A 19,909-nucleotide genomic window follows, 5' to 3' on the forward strand; every position below is an offset into this window, starting at 1 on the left:
CGCCCGCCTATGTCCACCATCACGCTCGTCGGAACCCGCCTCGCGGACGTCGGTCAGGAGTTCGTCTATCAGGGCGAAGCCAGCGCCTGCGAGGGCTGTCCCTACAGAAACCAGTGTCTCAATCTCTCCGAGGGGATGAAATATCGCGTCACGGACGTCAGGGATGGCGCACAGACGCTCCCCTGTGGCGTCCACGACGACGGCGTGAGCGCCGTCGAAGTCGAACCGGCGACCGTCCGCGCCAACGTCTCCGCGCGGAACGCCTACGCCGGGAGCAACGCGAAACTCGAAGGGCCGTGCCCGCACGTCGAGTGCCCGAGCCACGAGTTCTGCGAACCCACCGGTGCCGACTTCGACGAGGAGTACCGGATTTCGAAAATCGTCGGGGACCCTCCCCACGACTACTGCCACTTGGACCGCGACCTGACGCTCGTCGAGTTCGACGAGACGGACGAGTAATCAGTTCCCCAGCACGCCGATGTACTCCGCCGTGTAGCCGAAGATGTCCTCGTAGCCGTACGCCGACATCAACACCGGAACGAACGGGTTTTCGGCGACCAGTTCGTCCCCGTCGGCGGTTGCGAACGGCTCTCCCCGCTCGACCCGCTGGAAGTTCTCAACCAACACTTCGAACTCCGTACCGCCGTTTTTCCGCACCGGTTGGTCCATCCGGAACACTTCCACCTCGTCCTGTTCGCCCGCATCGACCGGATTTTTGCCCTCCGGCAACGGAAGGGCACCCGTTCCCGCGAGGAACCCGCGAACGAGGTCGTAGGCGTGGTCGACCGCCTCGGGAGACCCTTGCAGGCCGCACTCGACCTCCAGCGTGTGCGGATGCGAGATGAGTTTTCCCTTCGTGAACTTGTCCGTCTCGACCAGTTGTGAGACCGGCAGGTACGGACAGATGGACCGCGCGACCGCGTTCACCCGGTCCACGAGCGCGAACGGCCTCGCGTACGATTGCGTGGAGTGAAGCGAGAGGACCGTACAGTCCCGTAGCTCCGACACCAAGTCGTGCGCCAACCGCCGCTCGTACGTCTCCGCGTTCGGGTCGCCGGGGAAGACGCGGTTCAAGTCCTCGTTGACGTACCGGACGCCGCGTTCGAGCGCGCGCTCGTTGACGACGACGACCTTCACCGCCCGCTCCACGTCCGGGTCCTCCAACAGCAGTCTATCGACCGCCTTCGGACCGCACGGCTCGTCGCCGTGAATCCCGGCGACGACTGCCACTTCCGGCGTTCCTTCACCTAACTGCTCGATTCGCATTTACCGAAGTCAGGTGTCGAAGCTTGAAAGCGCTTTACACTCGCTATTTCGCGGCAAAAGGGGAAGGGATGTGGATGACCGCTACCGTCGCACGTCAGGCATCGCCGCCGTCCGACGCCATTCACGTGCGGCGCTGAACGAACGATGCTCGGTTTCTCGGTGCATCTCCCTTGACCAGCTACCCCAACCATTCTGATATTAATCGATTCTATCACCTTTCGTTATTACCGAGATATCGAGACCAACGCTTGCGATTTATCGAGTAAGGGGTCACAATCGCCGCACAAGCTATACAACAGTTCACAAATATCTATACGACATGGGAGACAATACGCCGGACGACACCGAAACGGCATCGGAGAGTTTTTCCGATGCCGAACTACCGGAGCTATCCGAAGACGTTCTGGAGCTAAATCACGTCTTTCAGGCGCTCGCGGAGTCACGACGCCGATATCTCGTGTACACGCTGAAATCCAAAACCCAATGGGAACTGACCGACATCGCCACGAAAATCACGTCCTGGGAGATGAACCTACCGGAACACGAAGTCCCGGGGGGGGGAAGTCGAACGGACCTACGCCTCGCTGTACCACGCCCACGTTCCGAAACTGGTCGATGAAGGCGTCATCACGTTCGAGAAATCGACTGAAGTGATTCGACCGGGACCCAACGCACAGCAAGTGTTGGCGGCGCTGGCGGGCGCGGGTGCGAGCCTCGACATGCAACAGGAATCCCACGCACGGAGTGAGATGGATGACGCGAACAAGTGAGGGCAACGACGATAACGCCGAGAGTGGCGACGATGTGCAACGCACCCTCGTCCACCAAACGCGGTACGAACGGGATGGCAAACATGACCTCACGACGACGATAGTCGAGGCCATCGCCGACACGAAGGGAATTTCACCCACGGACCTGAAAGACCCCGTTCTGTACGATTGCGTCGATGTCGCCGCGCTGGAAGACGCGTTCTTTGCACCCAACATTTCGGGGCAGAGTCGAGACGGAGCAGGAACCGTGGAATTCCAATTTGGGGACTACCGAATCACGGTCAACAGCAACGGTTGGATTTCGGTGTACGAGTAGCGTCGGCCGGTACCTGATGTCGCCGCGGTCAGTCGAGACCGTCAGCGTAGTCGTAGTCGGCGTCGGTCGCCGTCGGCCGTTCCCCGTCCAGTTCTATTTTCCACCCGTGGAGCACCGTCGGGTCGTCCAACGCGTTCGTCATTTTCGTTCGCACGTCGGTGACGTTCACGCCGTAGAAGTCGCTCGGAACGCCGTGGAGGTACTGAAGCGCGGTTTCGAAGAGCGAGCGCATGCCGCCGTCGTCCTCGAAGTCGAAGTGTTTGTACGCGCCCGCCGCGACCTGCACCATTCCGTGGAGGAACGCGCTCTCGACCGACCCGTTGCCGTAGTTGTACCACTCGTCCTCGAAGCAGTCGTGGCTCTCGTGGAACTCCCCGGCGTTGAACAGTCGCACGCCGTGAACCACCGCCGTTCGAAGCGTTCCGTGTTCCCAGCAGTCTCGCTCCGGGAGCCATCCCGACGGGAGTCGGCCGGTCGGTGGCGGGTCGGCGGTCGGGTCGCGTGTGTGGTCGTCCATTGCGGTCGCTTGGTCGTTGGTGGTCCAGTCGTTTGTGTGTTGGTACTGGTCGTCCTCGACGCGTCGAGAAAAATCGATACTCGTTTTCGCTCGATTCGTTCGGTCCCTACTGCGCAACCACCGCTTTGCTCGGCGGCGCTCGCGCGACTTCGTAGTCGCCACTTTCATCGACCGCGATGACTGCCCACTCGTAGTCCGGGTTCGAATCCCGAATCCGTTTTCGCAGTCGTGTCGCGTTCTCCGTCCACGTCACGAAGCAACGTAGCGTCCCATATTTCGGAGTCTCCCCGGAATCCGCGAGGGCGGAAACGCGTACCTCGCGCCACTTTCGTCTGGCGCGAAATTCGTCTCCGTCGTCCAATACCTCGTATCCGAGGCTGTTGAAAATCGACCTGGCCTCCTTGGTCGGTGGTGTGCTAACAGGGGCCATCCATGTGAACGTAACACACAATACGTAATAAATGTTCTTGCGGATTCGAACAAATGTCACCCTCTATTCAAAATATCGAAACGGATGCCTACCGGACGGCGGTCACTCGTGTGCCGCGTCCCACTCCGTCGCTTTGCGGAGGTTTCCACACCGGTTGCACTCGATGCGGCCCATCGAATCCATCGCGTTGTCCAACGTCTCGCAGTTCGCACAGAAGTAGCCGTAGCGCCGTTCGTGCTCGGGCGAGCGATAGACGACGAAAAACGGACCTTTCGACCCGCGAGTTCCTTCCGACTCGTTGATGTAGACGGTTTCGTCATCCGGCGTCGTCGCTGTGGTCATTATCCACCCCTTGTCGGCCCATCGATTTAGGGATGTTGAACGTATCGAAGGTATCTTGTCTCCTCCCTGAGACACGTCGGCAATGACCCTCCGGCTCCTCCACTATTCGGACATCGAGAACGTCTACGACGACCCGGACCGACTCGGCCGACTGGCGGGTTGTATCGACGCCAGACGCGACGACCGAACCGTCGTCGTCGGAACCGGGGACAACACCGCCCCCGGCGTCCTCTCGCTCGTCACCGAGGGGCGGCAAGCCCTCGATTTCTTCGACGCTATCTCCCCCGATTTCGGGACGTTCGGCAACCACGACTTCGATTACGGAATCGACCGCACCCGCGAACTCGTCCGGCGCTCCCCCCAGACGTGGCTCACCGTCAACGTCCGCGAAGGGGACGACCGGTTCGCGGCCGGTGCCGGAACCGCGCCGTACGCGACCCGAAATATCGGCGGTACCCGGGTCGGATTCTTCGGCGTCACCACGCCCGAAACGGCGTCGATAAATCCGAACGCGAGCGAACTGACGTTCACCGACCCGATAGCGGCGGCCGAACGAACCGTCTCCCGTCTCCGAGACGAGGGCGTCGATATCGTCGTCGCGCTCTCTCACCTCGGCCGCGGCGACGAAGCGCTCGCCGACGCGGTGGATATCGACGTCATCCTCGGCGGACACGTCCACTCCGAGCGGGTGGAACAGCTGAACGGGACGCTCGTTACCCGTCCGGGTGTCAACGGCCACGTCCTCCTCGAAGTGGCCTTCGACGGCGGGTCCGAACCGACCGTGACCCGACACCGCGTCGCGGACGCACCGCGGAACGAGGACGTGGCCGGTCGGCTGTACGAACGAAAGGAGTCGGCCGGACTCGGTTCGGTCGTCGCGAGCGTGGACGACCCCATCGAACGAACCAAAACCACGACCTTCCGCGGCGAGAGTCGAATCGGGAACTTCGTCGCCGACGCCTACCGCTGGGCGACCGACGCGGCCGTCGGCCTGCAAAACAGCGGCGGAATCCGCGAAGGCGACCCGCTTTCGGGCGAGGTGACCGTCGGTGACCTCGTGAGCGTTCTGCCGTTTCAGGAGCGCGTCGTCGTCGCGGAACTCTCGGGTGACGAACTCCTCGACGTGTTCCGGCAGGCTCACGACCCGACCATCGGGTTCGCCGAACACGACTGGTGGCACGGTCACCTGAGCGGGGTCGAACTCGTCTGGAACCGGGCGGAGAACGCGCTCGAATCCGCGACCATCGCCGGACGCGAGATTCGGGACGACGCGACCTACAGCCTCGCGACGACCGAGTACCTCCTGCACAGCGACCGGGAGTTCCCCGCGCTCGACATCGACCACCACGTCGAAACCGGAGACGTACAGTACGAGGTGCTGGCCGACTACGCCCGTCGGTTCGGCATCGACCCCGAGATAGAGGGTCGCATCGCGCAAAGATAGTAAGGTTCTCCCGGGTGCACCACCTCCGACTCGATATGACTCGCGTCCTCGTTCCGGTTCGCTATCCGCTTTCGGAACACTCGCGTCGGACGCTCTCCGAGGCTCTTCGCGTGGCCGAAGAGCGAGACGCCGACCTCACCGTGTTGCACGTGAATCTGTATCACCGCGGAAGCGAAGTGCGACGCACCGACCTGAAACGAACCGTCGAGAAGGCCTTCGGTCGCATCAGAAACGCCAGATACGTCGTCCGCGACGGCTTTCTCGTGGAGGAGACTATTTTGGATGAAATCGCCGCGACGAGCGCCGACGTGGTGGTCATCGGACGCAAGCAGGTCGGTCGGTGGCGGCGTGCGATTCGCCGACTGGTGGACGACCCCGACATCGAGACCTTCCTCAGCGAGAAAGTGGATTGCGAACTTATCACGGTGGGATAGCGTCAGCGTTCGTCGAACTCGACCGGTCGGGAGGGGGGCGTTCGCTGCTGGGGTTCTCGTTCGACGGCGACCCGCGCGACGCCGCTCGTATCGTCGAAGACGAGGTGCGAGTGGGGGTACGCGATTTCCACGTCGGCATCCTGGATTTCCTCCCAGATTCGCTCCATGATGTGCGAGTGGACGCGGCGCATGTAGTACGGGTCTTTCACCCAGTAGCGGAGTTCGAGCAGAACGCCGTGGTCGGCGTAATCCCGTATCTGCGCCACGGGGTCGCTCGGATAGCGGGCGCTCCCGATACGGATGTCCGGCCCCGACGCGACGACCTCCGGCGTGTTGCGGGCCGCCCGCTCCATGATGGCTCGCGCCTCGTCGAGGTTGCCCTCGTAGGTGACTTGCATCTGGAGCGAAAGCCTCGAACGCGTGTCCTCGGCCGAATAATTCACCACGTCCCGCTCGCGCATCGTCGCGTTCGGGATGACGAGGAACGTGTTTTGCATCGTGAAAATTTTCGTGTACCGGAGCGTGATGTCCTCGACGTAGCCGCGGGTTCCACCGTCCGGGGTGCTGGTGTCCACCAACTCGATGAGGTCACCGATTTCGTAGGGTTGGTCGGCCAGCAGGAACAGTCCGTTGATGACGCTCCCGATGATGGGTGCGAGGATGAGACCGACCGTGGCGGAGAACACCGTGACCGAGAGCAGGAGGTTGGACGCCCTGATTCCCACTTGTGCTGCCGCGAGCGCGACGGCGAAGAACAGGACGATCCCGCGAATCCCGCGGAGGACCGTCTTCGTGATACTCGGCCTTCGGAACCGGCGGGCGACCTGCCGCCCGACGAGGCTGACGACCAACTGCGAGACGTACCAGCCGAGGAGGACGAACAGGGCTGCGAGGAGGACGTTCGTGACGGTAACGTTCGTGGCGACTTCGAACGCTCCGATGGCGCCGAACCAACGGAGAATACCATCAATCGCTGTACCGGTCGTCGGCATGAGTCTTCCGTCTCACCCGACCAAGTAAAACCCCCGCATTTCGACGCTTGACGTGTCGTTCCCGGGAAAAATAGTGGCGAAAACTAAGTCACGCCGCGACAATTCGAACGTATGACGTCCGAATCACATCGCCCCCGGGCCACGTTCGAAATCAGCCACCACGAGGAGCCGAGCGGCACCCTCCTCGCCGGGTTTTCCGAGTTCGGTCTCGCCGGACTGACCGCCGCGAATTACCTCGTCGAGCAACTCGACCTCGAAGAGATGGGCCACATCACGGCCGAGCAGTTGCCCGCGATTACGCCGTTCGAGAACGGGCGTCCGCGCCACCACACGCGACTGTTCTCGCGGTCGGACCTCGACCTGACCATCCTCGTCGGCGAACTGTTCGTTCCCGTCTGGGCCGCCGACCCCTTCGCCACCGCGATTCTCGACTGGACGGCGAAGCACGGGGTCGAGGAGATAGCCGTCCTCTCGGGGATTCCCGTCCCGCACGGTCCCGACGAACACCGCGTCTTCTCCATCGCCACCGATGATTTCCACGAGAAGCGACTCGACGGCACGGACATCCCCGGCATGGGTCGCGGATTCCTCGACGGCGTGAACGCGACCCTCATCGCTCGCGGACTCGACACGCCGCTTGCGACCGGCGTGTTCGTCACCCCCGTCCACGCACAGACGCCGGACGTCGAGGCCGCGCTCCGCCTCATCGATGCCGTCCGTGACGTGTACGGACTGACCATCGACACGGACCCGCTCGAAGCGTTCGCCGAGGAAGTCGGCGAGTACTACGCCGAACTCGCCCAGCGTGTGGAATCGGCCGGGGACAGAGAACGACCGGACGACCGGATGTACATGTAACAGAACGTTTTACGACGGTCGGTATCGGGCGGGCGTGGTGAGTCACCACGCCCGCCCAACGCCTCTCTGTAAAACGTTCATCAAAAGCACCCCTTCCTCATTTCGACGAACGACTCGCGGCGCGAGTCGTTCGTCTCCATTCGGTCGTCGGCCCGGAAAATCTTCGATTTTCCGGAGAGCGTACTAGCGACTGGCGGCTGTGTTACCGGTGGAAGTTTGGTGGTCGTCTCAATCGCCGATTTTCGATGGTTGGTCGGTTGCTGACATTCTGGCGGTTGTGTCATCGGCTGATTTTCGGCAGTTGTGTCGATTGCGGACTTCCGTCGGTTGTGTGACTGGCCTACCGCTCCCTTCGGTCGCTCGCCGAAATCTAGCGACCGGCGAAGCGATAGGCTACCTGTCCTTTCAGGGTGCTAACGACCTCTCCGCGAACGGCGAAGCCGTGAGCGGGCCGAGGAACCCCCGACGGAGCGACTGAAAGGAGCGACGGAAGTGGGGTGGCGTCGTGCTTTTGGTCCAGCTTTTACAGGGAACCGACCAGAGCGATGGCACTCGCCATCGCTCTGGCCTGTGACCGTCGTAAAAGGTGGAAGCGAAAGCTGGGGTTCTATAGTCCTCCGTGGATTCCCGTTTCATAATGAGCTCCGACGACCTCTATCTGACACTCGAACGAGTCGGAGAACGGTTCAGCTTAGGGGAGTACGAGATCGACGCGTATCTCACGGTACTCGAACACGGACGACTGACGGCGAGCGAAATCGCGGACCACACCGACATTCCGCAACCGCGGGTGTACGACACCGTTCGCAGTCTGAGCGACCGTGGACTGGTCGAACTCCGCGAATCCCGACCGATGAAGGTCATCGCCATCGACCCCGAAGAAGCCTTCTCCGACGTGCAATCGTCGCTCGGCGAGATGATAACCGAACTCGAAGAGCGCTACACCGCCCCGGCGCGGGATACGGAAGCCGTCTCGCTGGTCAAATCCCGCTCGACCATCCTCCGTTACCTCGAAGACGTCATCGAGGCGGCCGAGTACGAACTCGCGCTGTCGCTGACGCCCGACCTCCTCGAACGGTTCGCCGACGACCTCGCGGCGGCCATCGACTCGGGCGTGAGCACCGAACTGCTCGTCACGCCCGCCTCGGAAGCACCCGACCCGACGGAGTTCGACTACGAGTCCGTGGCGACCACCGCCCGCGCGCGCCGCGGAATCACGACGCCCGTCATCGCGGTGGCGGACGGCGAATACTCGATGTACGCGACGCAGGACGCCCTCCGCGACGACCGCGACCGGTACGGCGTCATCTTCAACCGCTCCGCGCTGGGATTCCTCGTGTCCGGCTTCTTCGGCACGGTGCTCTGGACGACCGCCGAGCGAACCCTCTCGGAGGACGCCGAAAAGCGTTCGTTCCCGCGCCGATACGCCTCCATTCGTCGGTGCGTCAAGGAGATTCAAGGGATGGAAGGCGAGTTCTACGCGACCATCAAGGGCCGCGACATCGAATCCGGAAACGACCGTATCGTTCGCGGAAAGGTCGTCGGCTTCTCCTTCGAGGGCGGCGAGCGCGTCGCGGGAATGTCGGTCGAAACCGAGACGGGAACGGTCACCGTTGGCGGGCAGGTCGCCGCGCTCGAAGACATCGAAGCGCACGAAATCCGAATCGGGACGGACGAACCACCGGCCTACGAGCGGTGAGCGGGAAGCGAGCTTAGAAGGTGAAAACGCGCTGGTCGCACTCCGGGCAGGCCAGCACGTCGTCGGGCGCATCGAGGGGGGTGGAACTCCCGCTGCCACAACAGCTGTCGGCGCTGGTTTCTTCGAGCGGGGTATCGCACACCGGACAGTCGCGACAGAACGCGCGGAGCGCCGACGCCGATTGCACGCGGACGTCGCGGTCGATGTCGAACTCGGCCAGCGTCCGCACCGCCGCGACGTCCGCGATGGCGACCGGCCGCGAAAGCCAACGCTCGGTTTCCACGCCACCGGCGGAGACGACGATGTACGCCCCGCTATCGACGGATTGTACGCTGACGGAGGACGACGACGCGGCACGAACCGCCGCCTCGAGGTCGCCCTCTCGAACGGATTCCATCTCCGCGCGCCAGTCGGTTCGAAACCGTTCGTCCAGTTGGAGGCTCTCGCCGACGGCGTGGACGACGCCCGCATCGAGGAGTTCTGAGAGCGCGCGCTCGCCGGTCTCCTCGTCGGATTCACCGGCCAACGACCCCGGCTCCGCGGGTGGCTGGAGTGGTTGCGGCGTCGGGGAGAGCGCCGAAACGAGTTTGGGTGCGAACTGAGGCGTTCCGGGAACGAGATAGCCCCGAAGCGCGATTCCCGCTCCACCGACGACGCCGAGCGCCGAAGCGACGCCGAAGCGACGGGAGCGACTTCCGGACAGCAGTCGAGTTACGCCCGCGCACGCGAGAAGAAGAATGCTAGTGTTCAGTACGGTACACGGCCAGCAGCGGTTTTCACCCGTGTACTCAGACTTTCGAAGTCCGTCAATCATTGGCAGGGGGTTCGGACGCCGGGAGGTTGAAACTTCGGGAGACGGGCGATTCGACGACCGTTCGAACACAACCCATACGTCGGTCGATTGGTAAGTATCGGTCGAAATGCCCTCCAGCCATCACATCGGGTCGTGTCGGATACCCTTCGAACCGCCGAATACATGATCGACCGCGATGCGCTCCGACGAGTCGCCACCGTGATTCCCTTGCTGGGAGCGAACCTGTTCCCGGTCGTCGGCGTCCTGTCGTTCGGTTGGACGCCTGTCGCCGTCCTCGTGCTGTACTGGGTCGAGATGGGAATCGTTACCTGCTGGTCCGTTCCGAAGGTGCTGTTCGCGCAACGACGGTCGCCCGAGGTTGGGGACCGGCACCTCCCGCTGTCCGAACTGCGGGAGAAACGCGGCGGCAAATCCCTCTGGCGGGATGGCCCACCGGCGTACGTTCGAAACGTTCCGTTCGCCGCCGCACAGGTGAACGTCCTGCTGTTGGTGTGGCTCGTTCTGGGTGCCTTCCTTTTCGCCCAACTCGGTCTCCAGAACCGGATGACGTCCGCACTGATACGGACGGTTGCGGTCGGCGGGGTCGGCATGGCGGTCGGACGGGGCGTCGAGTTCCATCGGGAGTACATCCGCGAGGAGAAATACGCCGAGACGTCCCCACGCGCGACACAACAAGCGACCGCGCGGCACATGGCGGTGTTCGTGCTCCTGATGGGTGTCGCGGGAGTAATCGAGAGTGCGCGGACGGCGAGCCTCGTCGGAGTCGGCGTCATCGTCGCGGCGAAACTCGCCCACGAGGTGCACAACTATCGAACGGAGTACGCGGACGAGCGACCGGGCGGCATCGTCGGACGACTGCTCGACTCGGACGGCAACGAAGACCCGCCAGAGCGGGTGTCGATGCCCGACGGGACGCCGGACGAGCGAATTCGGCCCGATTCCCGTGCCGTCGTCGCCGACGGAATCGTGCCGGGGGTGTCCGGCTTGGCGAGTCGGACGGGATACCTCGCCGTCCTCCTCACCGCGTTCGGAGTGATAGTGCTCGAATGGGTCGTCGTGGCGGCCGGGGTGGCGCTGCTTTCGCCCATCGTCCTCGGGAAGATGGGAAGCCACTACCTCCGCCGTGGAACGGTCGAGTATCGGCGGTACGGCGACGAAATCGTCGAATACGACCGCTGGCTCGACGAACCACAGTGGCGGGTCGCCATCGACGACATCGAGGAATCCTCGGTACCGCGGCGGGTGGTGGACCGATTCCTCGGAACCGGAACCATCGCGTTCGATTGGCGGGACGCCGACGAAGAACGACACGTACCGTCGCTCGGGCCGTTCGAGGAGGTCACCGACGTCGCGGAGCGGTTGGGCCTGTCCGCGACGGACGCGGAGCAAAAGGACCCCGACAGAACCATGTTCGTAGCCGCGGCAGGTATCGCGCTCACGTTCCTCGCGGTGCCGGTCGGTGTGGTCGTCTCGGGCGAGATGGGTGCGGGCGGCGTCGTCCTCCTCACGCTCCTCTTCGGCGGGCCGTTCCTCGTGGTTCTCGGGGCGCTCCTCTGGGTCGCCGCGATGAACTGGTGAGCTTCCTCGATAGTTCGCCCACAGCCCTTTATCTCCGCTCCGTGAACGTGTTCAACGAGCATGACGGAAATGCAGTACACGAAACTCGGGAGCACCGGTCTGGAAGTGTCGCGGCTCTGTCTCGGCTGCATGAACTTCGGGAGCGAACAGCCGTGGATGATGAACGACGAGGCGGCCAGCCTCGACCTCCTCGACCGAGCGATGGACATGGGTATCAACTTCCTCGATACGGCGAACGTCTACTCACACGGCGAGAGCGAGGAGATAGTCGGCAAGGCCATCGAGGGACGGAACCGCGACGAACTCGTGATTGCGACGAAGGTGTTCGGCGGGATGGGCGACTATCCGAACGGGCAGGGGTTGTCCCGAAAACACATCCTGGACCAAGCCGAGGCGAGCCTCGACCGACTCGGCACCGACTACATCGACTTGTACCAGATACACCGCTGGGACGAGACGACGCCCATCGAGGAGACGCTCTCCGCGCTCGATCACCTCGTCGAGACGGGACGGGTGCGCTACATCGGCGCGAGCACGATGGCGGGGTGGCAGTTCACGAAGGCGCTGTACGAAAGTGACGTCGAGGACTACGAGCGGTTTTCCTGCATGCAACCGGAGTACAACCTCGTGGACCGTCACGAGGAGGAAAACCTCCTGCCGGTCTGTGACGCGGAAGGCGTCGGCGTCATCCCGTGGTCGCCGCTGGCCGGGGGATTCCTGACCGGGAAATATCACCGCGACGAGGAGGTAACGGAGGGTCGGGCGGCCAGCGACGAGTACACGGAAGAGCGATTCACTGACGAGAACTGGGCCGTGCTGGACGAGGTTCGCGCCATCGCGGAGGAAAAAGACGTCTCGGCCGCACAGGTCAGTCTCGCGTGGTTGCTCCACAAACCCGTCGTCGATTCGCCGATCATCGGCCCGCGGACGGAGGACCACTTGGTCGAAAACGTCGCATCCCTCGACATCTCACTCTCGGACGAAGAACTGGAGCGCCTCGAATCGCCGAAAGCACCAGTCTGGTCCAGAGATATTGCGAACATCTGATATGTGCGTCGTTTGTCGGAGAAACAAACCCGTTTGAGACCCTGGACGACGGCCAAAATTGCCGCGATAATGGCCGAAAGGCGGCACGAAACGGGATTCCGAAGACCAACGGCGAAATAATTCATGTAGAAACACATTCATTTTTTGAAGTCAACCCTTGCTGCCGTTTTCAAACGACAATACCCATATATGATGGTTATCGTCCACAAATGATTTTACCTATCCGGGATACAAGCAACATGAACGTGATAATTCGTGTATATAAAATATAACAACGGCAGTAGTCAATCGCACCAAAGTTATAAATGCGGCAATTCCGTCTTAGAAAACCATGGTGGGTGTTAGCGAACGTGATAGAGGCCGTCGGCGAGACGGCGTCTCACGACGGACCTTCGTAAAGGCCGTCGGAGCCTCCGGCACTGCCGCCGGTCTCGCCGGCTGTACGAGTCAAGGAAAGCCCGCGGACCCGAATACCATCAAATTCGCCGCCGACTCGGACGCGGCGGACGCACAAGGAGAAATAAACGACGCGCTTCACAACGCCGGGCTGTCGGAGGACATCCACGTCGAAGTTCTCGCCGGGTCGAGCAACACGGACGTTCGCCAGTCCCAGTACCAGCGCTGGCTCTCGGCCAACTTGGAGGAGCCGGACATGTTGCTCATGGACAGCGGGTGGGCGCTGACGTTCATCGCTCGGAGGCAAGTGCTGAACCTCAGCGAAAACCTGCCGCAAGATTTGGTAAAGAAGGTCGAAAACGACTACTTCCAAGCCAGCGTTCAGACCGCGAAATCCACCAGCGGCGACCTCTACGGAGTTCCCCTCTTTCCCGACTTTCCGACGATGCAGTATCGGAAGGACCTCGTAAAGGAGGCCGGGTACAAACCCGACGAGGAAAACTGGGGAACGGAATCCATCTCGTGGAAGAAGTTCTCCGAGGTGACGGATAAGGTCAAAAAGCAAAACGACATGCAGTACGGCTTCACCTTCCAAGCGGACATCTACGAAGGACTCTCGTGCTGTGATTTCAACGAGTTCATGACCTCGTGGGGCGGCGCGTACTTTGGTTCGCACGATAACCTGTTCGGACCCATCGGCAAGCGTCCGGTGACGGTGGCGGAAGAGCCGGTCATCAAGTCCATCAAGATGATTCGGACGTTCATTCACGGCTCCTCCGCTCCCGGAACGTTGCAGGGATACAAGGGCGGCATTTCACCGACCGCCGTGCTCTCGTGGTCCGAGGAGACGTCGCGTGCCCCGTTCACTAACGGCCACGCGGTCATGCACCGGAACTGGCCGTACTCCATCGTCATCAACGGGGCCGACGACGTGTTCGGCAAGGACCTCGGCGTCATGCCGATTCCGTACGGCGTCAAACCCGATCAAGCGAAGTACAAGGGAACGGGCGGTCCCGCCGCGGCCCTCGGCGGGTGGCACGTGACCGTGAACCCGAACTCGCCGAAGCGGGAAACCGTCTTCGAGGTGATTCGGGCGATGATGCAACCGTCGTTCAAACTCAAGCTGTTCGAAGTCATCGGCTGGCTCCCGCCGGAGCCGGAACTCCTCAAATCGAAGAAGGCAAAGGAGGTGCCGGTTATCGGCCGGTACGTCGACGAACTTCGAGTGGCCGGACAGAACGCGGTGCCGCGTCCCGTCACGGCGGTTTGGCCGCAGGAGTCGGGTAAAATCGCCCAGCAGGTGCACGCGGCGTACGCCAACGAGGCTTCGCCGGAATCGGCGATGTCCACCTTGAAAAGCCAGTTGACCGAAATCGAGAACTACAACAAATAATCATGGCAACTGAAGAACCATCGGAACACGGCTTGCGGGAGCAGCCGAAGTCGGGTGCCTACGCCGGTGCAGTTCGCTGGATCGAGAGCCTGAGCGAGACGCAATTCGCGTATCTGCTCTTGCTCCCCGCGTTGCTGTTGCTCGGCGTCATCGCCTTCTGGCCGCTCTTGCGGACGTTCGAGATGTCATTGCACGCGGACAGCATCACCGGACCCGCTCAAATCGGCGGGTTCGTCGGATTCGAAAACTACGTGAACCTATTGACGGGGAAACTCGATACGGTCGCCTTACCGCAACCGTTCATCGACCTCAGTAATCCGTTCAAAAGCGCGCTCATCGTCACGTTCATTTTCACCATCGCGAGCGTCCTGCTCGAAACCGTCATCGGCTTCGGACAGGCGCTCGTGCTGGACCAGGACTTCCGCGGTCGGCGGTGGGTGCGGGTGGCCATCATCCTCCCGTGGGCGGTTCCCATCGTCATTCAGGGGATGATCTTCTACCTGCTCTTCCAACCGGGTATCGGCTTCGGTGCCGACATCCTTCACAACGTGGTCGGGTTCTCGACGACGCCGCTGGTCAACAGCCCGGAGGCGTTGTCCATCATCATCGTCGCCGACGTGTGGAAGACGACGGCGTTCATGGCGCTGCTCATCCTCGCCGGACTCCAGAGCGTCGACCGGAGCCTCTACGACGTGGCGAAGGTCGCGGGCGCGTCGAAGTGGCAGCAGTTCAAGATGATCACGCTGCCGCTCGTCTTCCCGACGGTCATGGTGGCCATGTTGTTCCGCACCATCGCGGCGATGCGGATTTACGGCCTCATCCAAACCATGTCCGGGTGTTCGACCGTGCCGTCGCTGTCCTGCCTCGTCGTTTCGACGTTCAGCGTCCGGCGGTACGGAACGGCGTCCGCCATCGCGTTCGTGACGGCGGCCATCATCGGCATCGTGGTGACGGTGTACATCGTGAAGTTCCGCGAGAGCGCGGAGGGGATCTAGATGGCGCAAGCAGAACAAACCACGTCGGACTCGGACGAAAACCTCGGTCCGTTCCGACGGTGGGCGAAAGGGTCGATACAGGACCCGGAGAGCACCTACCGAGGGTTGTTCTACCTCGTCATGGTGTTCTTCCTGTTCACCACGCTGTTCCCGCTGTACTGGTTGCTCGTCCTCGCGCTGACGCCGAGCAATCAAATCTCCCAGATGGGACTGCTCCCGAACGGGTTCAATCCCGGTGCGTTCGTGGAGATATTCCAGCGGTTACCGTTCCACGTCTACATGTTCAACAGCTTCGTGCTCGCGCTGCTCACCACCGCCATCGTGCTGGTGCTCGCGAGCCTCGCGGGCTACGTGTTCGGGCGACTTGACTTCCCCGGCCGTGGGCCGCTCATGTTGCTCATCCTCGCCATCTCGTACTTCCCACCGGCGGCGTTCCTCATCCCGCTGTTCCGGCTGTTCACGGGGAACATCGAGATACTCGGGCTGAGCACGCCGATGCTATACAACACGCCGGGAGCGCTGTTGCTCCCGTTCAGCGCCCTGTTCATGCCGCTCTCGATATTCATCCTGACGACGTTCTACAGCCAGATTCCGGACGGGCTGGAGGACGCCGCGCGAATCGAGGGCACCACGCGACTGGGCGCGCTGTTCCGCGTCATCATCCCGCTGTCGGCTCCCGGCGTCGCCACCGCGGGTGTGCTAACGTTTATCAACGTGTACAACGAGTTCTTCTTCTCGTACCTGATGACGGACGGGGAGGCACAACACTGGGCCCCCATCCTGTGGGGCATCCTTGGCTACCAAGGCCAGTACGCATCGTTCTACAACCTCATGGCGGCGGCGAGCATCGTTGGCATCCTGCCCATCGCCATCCTCGTCGTCATCGCGCAGGAGAAAATCGTCAGCGGGCTCACCTCTGGCGCACTGAAGGAGTGATACACAATGGGTGAAGTTAACCTCGAACACGTTTCGAAACGGTACGACGATGTAACGGCAGTCGACGACATGAATCTGAACATCAAGGACGGCGAGTTCGTCACGCTCGTCGGTCCGTCGGGTTGTGGGAAGTCCACGACGCTCGAAACCATCGCGGGCCTCACGATTCCGACAGATGGGACGATTTCCATCGCTGACCGGGAGGTGACGACGCTCCCCCCGAAAGACCGCGGCATCGCGATGGTGTTCCAGAACATCGCGTTGTTCCCGCACATGGACGTGTACGACAACATCAGCTTCGGCCTTCGGCTCAGGAGTTTCGAGAAGGAGGAAGTGGACCGCCGGGTCGACCAGGCGGCCGAAATCGTCCAACTCGAAGGCATGCTGGACCGGATGCCGGACGAGATGTCCGGCGGTCAACGCCAGCGCGTCGCCATCGCTCGCGCCATCGTCCGCCAACCCGAGGTGTTCCTGATGGACGAGCCGCTGGCGAACCTCGACGCGAAACTCCGCGTCCACATGCGCACCGAACTCCAGCGGCTCCACAAGGAGCTCGACGCGACCATCATCTACGTCACGCACGACCAGGCGGAGGCGATGACGATGTCCGACCGCGTCGCGGTCATCAATCAAGGCGAACTGCAGCAGTTCGCGCCGCCGCTCACCTGCTACAACGAACCGACTAACCTGTTCGTCGCCGGATTCATCGGTTCGCCGAGCATGAACTTCGTGGAGGGGACGATAGACTCGAACGGACTCCAAACGGATGACTATCACGTCGAGTTCGAACCGAGCCACTTGAACGGGGTTGCCTCGGACGACCGGTTGACGCTCGGCGTCCGTCCGGAGGACGTGTATCTCGTCGAGGACGCCGACGACGTGGCGAACCCGACGGACCCCATCCCCGCCCGGACGGACGTGCTCGAACCGATGGGCGACGAGATATTCGTCTACCTGCTCACGGGCGGCGTGAGTCCGGAGGATATCGACGCGGAGGCCGACGACTCCCACCAACTGCTGATGAGCGTCGACCCCGATAAGGACATCAACACCGACGAGGAGGTCGAAGTGATTCTCGACCGGGAACACCTTCACCTGTTCGACACGGAAAGCGGCGACGCCATCGCTCACGGATTGGAGTTCTCCTCGGTCGGAACCGAACCGACGGGCACCGAAGCGGAGGGGGACGACTGAGATGGTGACCGAACTCGGTTGGTACTATCTGGGAGCCGGGACGCTCCTGTTTTTCTTCTGGGCGTACGGCGTCGTGTCGTTCGGGCTCGACCTGAAGAACAAGATCATCCCCGGAATTCGGGGAATGATCGCCGAGCGCGAGGCCCAGAAGGCGGAGGAAGAACGTGAGCGCGAACGCGACGAGAAGAAACAGCAGTTGTACTAACGTGTTCCCGTTCGACCACCCGAGTTCAGTCCGGCCGCGGCAAATACTGCCATCCGACTTATCAGTCACGGCCGAGAGAGACGACGAAAGGAAAAGAATAACACCGTCTCACCGGTGAGCGGTAACTATGAGTGCCAGTGAGCCGGTTCGAGTTGGGTTCGTCGGTCTCGGAAATATTGGACATTATCACGCCGATAGAATCACTGATCTGCGCCACGAGATAGTCGGCGGTGTCGATATCAACCCCGACGCGCGCGCCCGATTCGCCGAGAAGTACGACACCCGCTCGTTCGAGAGCTACGAGGAACTGTACGAGTCGGACATCGACGCCGTGATCGTCACGACGCCGAACAAATTCCACGAGGAGTACGCCATCTCCGCGCTCGATGCGGGTCTCGATGTCCTTCTCGAAAAGCCGCTCGCGCACACGTTGGAGAGCGCAGAGCGCATCGCGGAGGCGGCGCGGAACGCCGAGGGCTTCTGTATGGTCGGCTTCCACAACCGCTTCCGGAACCCGGTCGAGGTCATCAAGGGCTATCAGGACGAAGGCCGCTTCGGGAAGACGCGCCACGTCGAGGCGAACTACATCCGTCGGCGCGGCATCCCCGGCCGCGGCTCGTGGTTCACGAACCGTGACGTGGCCGGTGGCGGTGCCCTCATCGACATCGGCGTCCACGCCATCGACCTCGCGTTGCACCTCCACGACTTCCCGGACGTGAAGGAAGTCAGCGGCGAGGTTCGCTCGCAGTTCGGCGACCGCGACGACTACACCTACCTCGAAATGTGGGGCGACGACACCGACTCGGGCGCGTTCACCGTAGACGACTCCGTGACCGCGTTCATCCGCTGTGAAGGTGGCAAAACCATCTCGCTCGAAGTCGCGTGGGCCGCGAACCGCTCGTCGAGCGAGGAGTATTTCGTGCGAGGAACGGACGCGGGTGCGAGCTTCGACAAGCACGACGACTCGCTCACCATCTACGAGACGAGCATGGTCGGTGCGGACCACTTCTCGGACTCGCACGTCAAGACGCGACAGGAGGACGCGCACAAGGCGGAACAGCGCGTCTTCTTCGAGGCGGTACGGGATGGCGTCGCGCCGAAGATGAACACCATCGAGCAGGCACTGACCGTCCAGCGCGTCATCGACGCCATCTACCGTTCCTCGCAGGACGAACAGGCCGTGCAGTTGTCACAGGAGTAGCGCGGTCGGGGTTCGACGGGATTCGTGGGGGCGGACTCGAACCCGGTGCACCGGTGGTGTAATCCATCGCACCAAAATTTTATTCCCGAACGGAGTAATCGGTTCTATCATGGACATCGGCGTTCACACACCACCACTGTACGGCGAATCGCTCGAAGACGCCCTCGCGTATCTTAACGACATCGGCGTGGACGCCATCGAACCCGGCGTGGGTGGCTACCCCGGCGACACCCACCTCCCGCGGGACGAGTATCTGGACGACGAGGAGGCACAGGACGAACTCCACGACCTGCTCGCCGAGTACGACATGCGAATCAGCGCGCTGGCGACGCACAACAACCCGCTGCACCCGGACGACGAGGAGGCGGAGGAAGCCGACACCGAACTCCGCGAAGCGATTCGGCTCGCCGACCAGTTGGACGTCGGCACCGTCACCTGTTTCTCCGGCCTGCCCGCGGGTGGCCCGAACGACGAGTACCCGAACTGGATAACCGCACCGTGGCCCTCGGAACACGAGGAAGCGCTCGAATACCAGTGGGAGGACGTGGCGATTCCGTACTGGCAGGAACTGGAGGCGTTCGCCGACGACCACGACGTTGACCTCGCCATCGAGATGCACCCGAACATGCTCGTCCACGAACCCGCCGGGATGCTCGAACTCCGCAACGCGACGGGCGAGCGCGTCGGCGCGAACTTCGACCCGAGCCACCTCTACTGGCAAGGTATCGACGTGCCGGAAGCCATCCGCTTCCTCGGCGAACACGACGCCATCCACCACTTCCACGCCAAGGACACGAAGGTCTACGAATCCCAAGCCCGCTACAAGGGCGTCCTCGACACGACGCCGTACACGGAGGAGGCCAACCGTTCGTGGCTGTTCCGCTCGGTGGGTTACGGTCACGGCGAGGGGCACTGGAAGGACATCGTGAGCGCCCTCCGCCTCGTGGACTACGACGGCGCGCTCTCCATCGAACACGAGGACTCGCTCACCAGTTCGCGCGAAGGGTTGGAGAAAGCCGTCGAACTGCTCCAGCGGGCCGTCTTCCGAACCACGCCCGGCGAGGCGTACTGGGCGGAATAGC

At 62.3% G+C, this 19,909-nt stretch carries 22 protein-coding genes; 16 read left to right on the forward strand and 6 right to left on the reverse strand.

The window, feature by feature from the left end; translation table 11 throughout:
- Positions 1 to 9: 9 nt before the first annotated feature.
- Complete coding sequence (locus OPC11_RS02305; RefSeq protein ID WP_264780886.1) at positions 10 to 459, forward strand: UPF0179 family protein; 450 nt, start codon at positions 10 to 12, stop codon at positions 457 to 459.
- Here OPC11_RS02305 and OPC11_RS02310 read toward each other — a convergent pair whose 3' ends face one another.
- Positions 460 to 1,266: a succinylglutamate desuccinylase/aspartoacylase family protein gene (locus OPC11_RS02310; protein ID WP_264780887.1), complete on the reverse strand. Its 807-nt coding sequence runs from the start codon at positions 1,264 to 1,266 to the stop codon at positions 460 to 462.
- 319 nt (positions 1,267 to 1,585) lie between these two features.
- On the opposite strand from OPC11_RS02310, the gene OPC11_RS02315 reads away from it, so the two are divergent.
- Positions 1,586 to 1,885 carry a hypothetical protein gene (locus OPC11_RS02315; RefSeq protein WP_264780888.1) on the forward strand — a complete coding sequence of 100 codons (300 nt, stop codon included), beginning with the start codon at positions 1,586 to 1,588 and terminating at the stop codon, positions 1,883 to 1,885.
- A 134-nt stretch (positions 1,886 to 2,019) separates the two neighbouring features.
- Positions 2,020 to 2,352 (forward strand): HalOD1 output domain-containing protein, encoded by a 333-nt coding sequence (locus tag OPC11_RS02320; RefSeq protein ID WP_264780889.1) that lies wholly within the window; start codon positions 2,020 to 2,022, stop codon positions 2,350 to 2,352.
- Between the two features lie 28 nt (positions 2,353 to 2,380).
- Here the strand turns inward: OPC11_RS02320 and OPC11_RS02325 are convergent, their stop codons facing one another.
- The 3 genes from OPC11_RS02325 to OPC11_RS02335 all read right to left on the reverse strand — a co-directional run bounded on the left by OPC11_RS02325 (position 2,381) and on the right by OPC11_RS02335 (position 3,641).
- Complete coding sequence (locus tag OPC11_RS02325; protein ID WP_264780890.1) at positions 2,381 to 2,869, reverse strand: DUF309 domain-containing protein; 489 nt, start codon at positions 2,867 to 2,869, stop codon at positions 2,381 to 2,383.
- Between the two features lie 106 nt (positions 2,870 to 2,975).
- Positions 2,976 to 3,299, reverse strand: coding sequence for a hypothetical protein (locus tag OPC11_RS02330; RefSeq protein WP_264780891.1), 324 nt, complete (start codon positions 3,297 to 3,299; stop codon positions 2,976 to 2,978).
- 102 nt (positions 3,300 to 3,401) lie between these two features.
- Positions 3,402 to 3,641, reverse strand: coding sequence for a DUF5816 domain-containing protein (locus OPC11_RS02335; protein WP_007977605.1), 240 nt, complete (start codon positions 3,639 to 3,641; stop codon positions 3,402 to 3,404).
- 82 nt (positions 3,642 to 3,723) lie between these two features.
- On the opposite strand from OPC11_RS02335, the gene OPC11_RS02340 reads away from it, so the two are divergent.
- A complete protein-coding gene (locus tag OPC11_RS02340) occupies positions 3,724 to 5,085 on the forward strand; it encodes a 5'-nucleotidase C-terminal domain-containing protein (protein WP_264780892.1) in 1,362 nt (453 codons plus the stop codon).
- A gap of 35 nt (positions 5,086 to 5,120) precedes the next feature.
- Positions 5,121 to 5,519: a universal stress protein gene (locus OPC11_RS02345; protein ID WP_264780893.1), complete on the forward strand. Its 399-nt coding sequence runs from the start codon at positions 5,121 to 5,123 to the stop codon at positions 5,517 to 5,519.
- A 2-nt stretch (positions 5,520 to 5,521) separates the two neighbouring features.
- Here OPC11_RS02345 and OPC11_RS02350 read toward each other — a convergent pair whose 3' ends face one another.
- Positions 5,522 to 6,511, reverse strand: a complete 990-nt coding sequence (locus tag OPC11_RS02350) for a mechanosensitive ion channel family protein (protein WP_264780894.1) — start codon at positions 6,509 to 6,511, stop codon at positions 5,522 to 5,524.
- A gap of 111 nt (positions 6,512 to 6,622) precedes the next feature.
- Between OPC11_RS02350 and OPC11_RS02355 the strand changes: the two genes are divergently transcribed.
- Both OPC11_RS02355 and OPC11_RS02360 read left to right on the forward strand, forming a co-directional pair.
- On the forward strand, positions 6,623 to 7,369 hold the full coding sequence (locus OPC11_RS02355) for a PAC2 family protein (protein WP_007977609.1): 747 nt from the start codon (positions 6,623 to 6,625) through the stop codon (positions 7,367 to 7,369).
- Positions 7,370 to 8,006: 637 nt separating this feature from the next.
- On the forward strand, positions 8,007 to 9,068 hold the full coding sequence (locus OPC11_RS02360; RefSeq protein ID WP_007977611.1) for a TrmB family transcriptional regulator: 1,062 nt from the start codon (positions 8,007 to 8,009) through the stop codon (positions 9,066 to 9,068).
- Between the two features lie 13 nt (positions 9,069 to 9,081).
- On the opposite strand, the gene OPC11_RS02365 is transcribed toward OPC11_RS02360, so the two are convergent.
- On the reverse strand, positions 9,082 to 9,882 hold the full coding sequence (locus tag OPC11_RS02365) for a hypothetical protein (RefSeq protein ID WP_264780895.1): 801 nt from the start codon (positions 9,880 to 9,882) through the stop codon (positions 9,082 to 9,084).
- 132 nt (positions 9,883 to 10,014) lie between these two features.
- Here OPC11_RS02365 and OPC11_RS02370 point away from each other — a divergent pair, with 132 nt between their 5' ends.
- The 9 genes from OPC11_RS02370 to OPC11_RS02410 all read left to right on the forward strand — a co-directional run bounded on the left by OPC11_RS02370 (position 10,015) and on the right by OPC11_RS02410 (position 19,908).
- On the forward strand, positions 10,015 to 11,460 hold the full coding sequence (locus OPC11_RS02370) for a DUF6498-containing protein (protein ID WP_264780896.1): 1,446 nt from the start codon (positions 10,015 to 10,017) through the stop codon (positions 11,458 to 11,460).
- 60 nt (positions 11,461 to 11,520) lie between these two features.
- Positions 11,521 to 12,507, forward strand: coding sequence for an aldo/keto reductase (locus OPC11_RS02375; RefSeq protein ID WP_007977617.1), 987 nt, complete (start codon positions 11,521 to 11,523; stop codon positions 12,505 to 12,507).
- A gap of 331 nt (positions 12,508 to 12,838) precedes the next feature.
- Positions 12,839 to 14,296 carry a substrate-binding domain-containing protein gene (locus tag OPC11_RS02380; protein WP_264780897.1) on the forward strand — a complete coding sequence of 486 codons (1,458 nt, stop codon included), beginning with the start codon at positions 12,839 to 12,841 and terminating at the stop codon, positions 14,294 to 14,296.
- A 2-nt stretch (positions 14,297 to 14,298) separates the two neighbouring features.
- Entirely contained in the window at positions 14,299 to 15,291 is a 993-nt protein-coding gene (locus OPC11_RS02385; RefSeq protein WP_007977621.1) for a sugar ABC transporter permease, read from the forward strand.
- The gene (locus tag OPC11_RS02390) at positions 15,292 to 16,227 is read left to right on the forward strand and encodes a carbohydrate ABC transporter permease (protein WP_007977623.1); all 936 of its coding nucleotides are present in this window, start codon (positions 15,292 to 15,294) and stop codon (positions 16,225 to 16,227) included.
- A gap of 6 nt (positions 16,228 to 16,233) precedes the next feature.
- Positions 16,234 to 17,421: an ABC transporter ATP-binding protein gene (locus tag OPC11_RS02395; protein WP_264780898.1), complete on the forward strand. Its 1,188-nt coding sequence runs from the start codon at positions 16,234 to 16,236 to the stop codon at positions 17,419 to 17,421.
- Between the two features lies 1 nt (position 17,422).
- Positions 17,423 to 17,626 (forward strand): hypothetical protein, encoded by a 204-nt coding sequence (locus OPC11_RS02400; RefSeq protein ID WP_007977627.1) that lies wholly within the window; start codon positions 17,423 to 17,425, stop codon positions 17,624 to 17,626.
- Between the two features lie 127 nt (positions 17,627 to 17,753).
- Positions 17,754 to 18,827, forward strand: coding sequence for a Gfo/Idh/MocA family oxidoreductase (locus tag OPC11_RS02405; RefSeq protein WP_007977628.1), 1,074 nt, complete (start codon positions 17,754 to 17,756; stop codon positions 18,825 to 18,827).
- 109 nt (positions 18,828 to 18,936) lie between these two features.
- Complete coding sequence (locus OPC11_RS02410; RefSeq protein ID WP_007977630.1) at positions 18,937 to 19,908, forward strand: sugar phosphate isomerase/epimerase; 972 nt, start codon at positions 18,937 to 18,939, stop codon at positions 19,906 to 19,908.
- The last annotated feature ends 1 nt before the right edge of the window (position 19,909 follow it).

Source organism: Haladaptatus sp. T7 (assembly GCF_026008575.1).
GTDB classification, from domain to species: domain Archaea; phylum Halobacteriota; class Halobacteria; order Halobacteriales; family Haladaptataceae; genus Haladaptatus; species Haladaptatus paucihalophilus.

Coding starts and splice junctions, on each gene's coding strand:
- OPC11_RS02305 (WP_264780886.1), top strand. CDS start 10: ATGTCCACCATCACGCTCGTCGGAACCCGCCTCGCGGACGTCGGTCAG.
- OPC11_RS02310 (WP_264780887.1), bottom strand. CDS start 1,266: ATGCGAATCGAGCAGTTAGGTGAAGGAACGCCGGAAGTGGCAGTCGTC.
- OPC11_RS02315 (WP_264780888.1), top strand. CDS start 1,586: ATGGGAGACAATACGCCGGACGACACCGAAACGGCATCGGAGAGTTTT.
- OPC11_RS02320 (WP_264780889.1), top strand. CDS start 2,020: ATGACGCGAACAAGTGAGGGCAACGACGATAACGCCGAGAGTGGCGAC.
- OPC11_RS02325 (WP_264780890.1), bottom strand. CDS start 2,869: ATGGACGACCACACACGCGACCCGACCGCCGACCCGCCACCGACCGGC.
- OPC11_RS02330 (WP_264780891.1), bottom strand. CDS start 3,299: ATGGCCCCTGTTAGCACACCACCGACCAAGGAGGCCAGGTCGATTTTC.
- OPC11_RS02335 (WP_007977605.1), bottom strand. CDS start 3,641: ATGACCACAGCGACGACGCCGGATGACGAAACCGTCTACATCAACGAG.
- OPC11_RS02340 (WP_264780892.1), top strand. CDS start 3,724: ATGACCCTCCGGCTCCTCCACTATTCGGACATCGAGAACGTCTACGAC.
- OPC11_RS02345 (WP_264780893.1), top strand. CDS start 5,121: ATGACTCGCGTCCTCGTTCCGGTTCGCTATCCGCTTTCGGAACACTCG.
- OPC11_RS02350 (WP_264780894.1), bottom strand. CDS start 6,511: ATGCCGACGACCGGTACAGCGATTGATGGTATTCTCCGTTGGTTCGGC.
- OPC11_RS02355 (WP_007977609.1), top strand. CDS start 6,623: ATGACGTCCGAATCACATCGCCCCCGGGCCACGTTCGAAATCAGCCAC.
- OPC11_RS02360 (WP_007977611.1), top strand. CDS start 8,007: ATGAGCTCCGACGACCTCTATCTGACACTCGAACGAGTCGGAGAACGG.
- OPC11_RS02365 (WP_264780895.1), bottom strand. CDS start 9,882: ATGATTGACGGACTTCGAAAGTCTGAGTACACGGGTGAAAACCGCTGC.
- OPC11_RS02375 (WP_007977617.1), top strand. CDS start 11,521: ATGACGGAAATGCAGTACACGAAACTCGGGAGCACCGGTCTGGAAGTG.
- OPC11_RS02380 (WP_264780897.1), top strand. CDS start 12,839: ATGGTGGGTGTTAGCGAACGTGATAGAGGCCGTCGGCGAGACGGCGTC.
- OPC11_RS02385 (WP_007977621.1), top strand. CDS start 14,299: ATGGCAACTGAAGAACCATCGGAACACGGCTTGCGGGAGCAGCCGAAG.
- OPC11_RS02390 (WP_007977623.1), top strand. CDS start 15,292: ATGGCGCAAGCAGAACAAACCACGTCGGACTCGGACGAAAACCTCGGT.
- OPC11_RS02395 (WP_264780898.1), top strand. CDS start 16,234: ATGGGTGAAGTTAACCTCGAACACGTTTCGAAACGGTACGACGATGTA.
- OPC11_RS02400 (WP_007977627.1), top strand. CDS start 17,423: ATGGTGACCGAACTCGGTTGGTACTATCTGGGAGCCGGGACGCTCCTG.
- OPC11_RS02405 (WP_007977628.1), top strand. CDS start 17,754: ATGAGTGCCAGTGAGCCGGTTCGAGTTGGGTTCGTCGGTCTCGGAAAT.
- OPC11_RS02410 (WP_007977630.1), top strand. CDS start 18,937: ATGGACATCGGCGTTCACACACCACCACTGTACGGCGAATCGCTCGAA.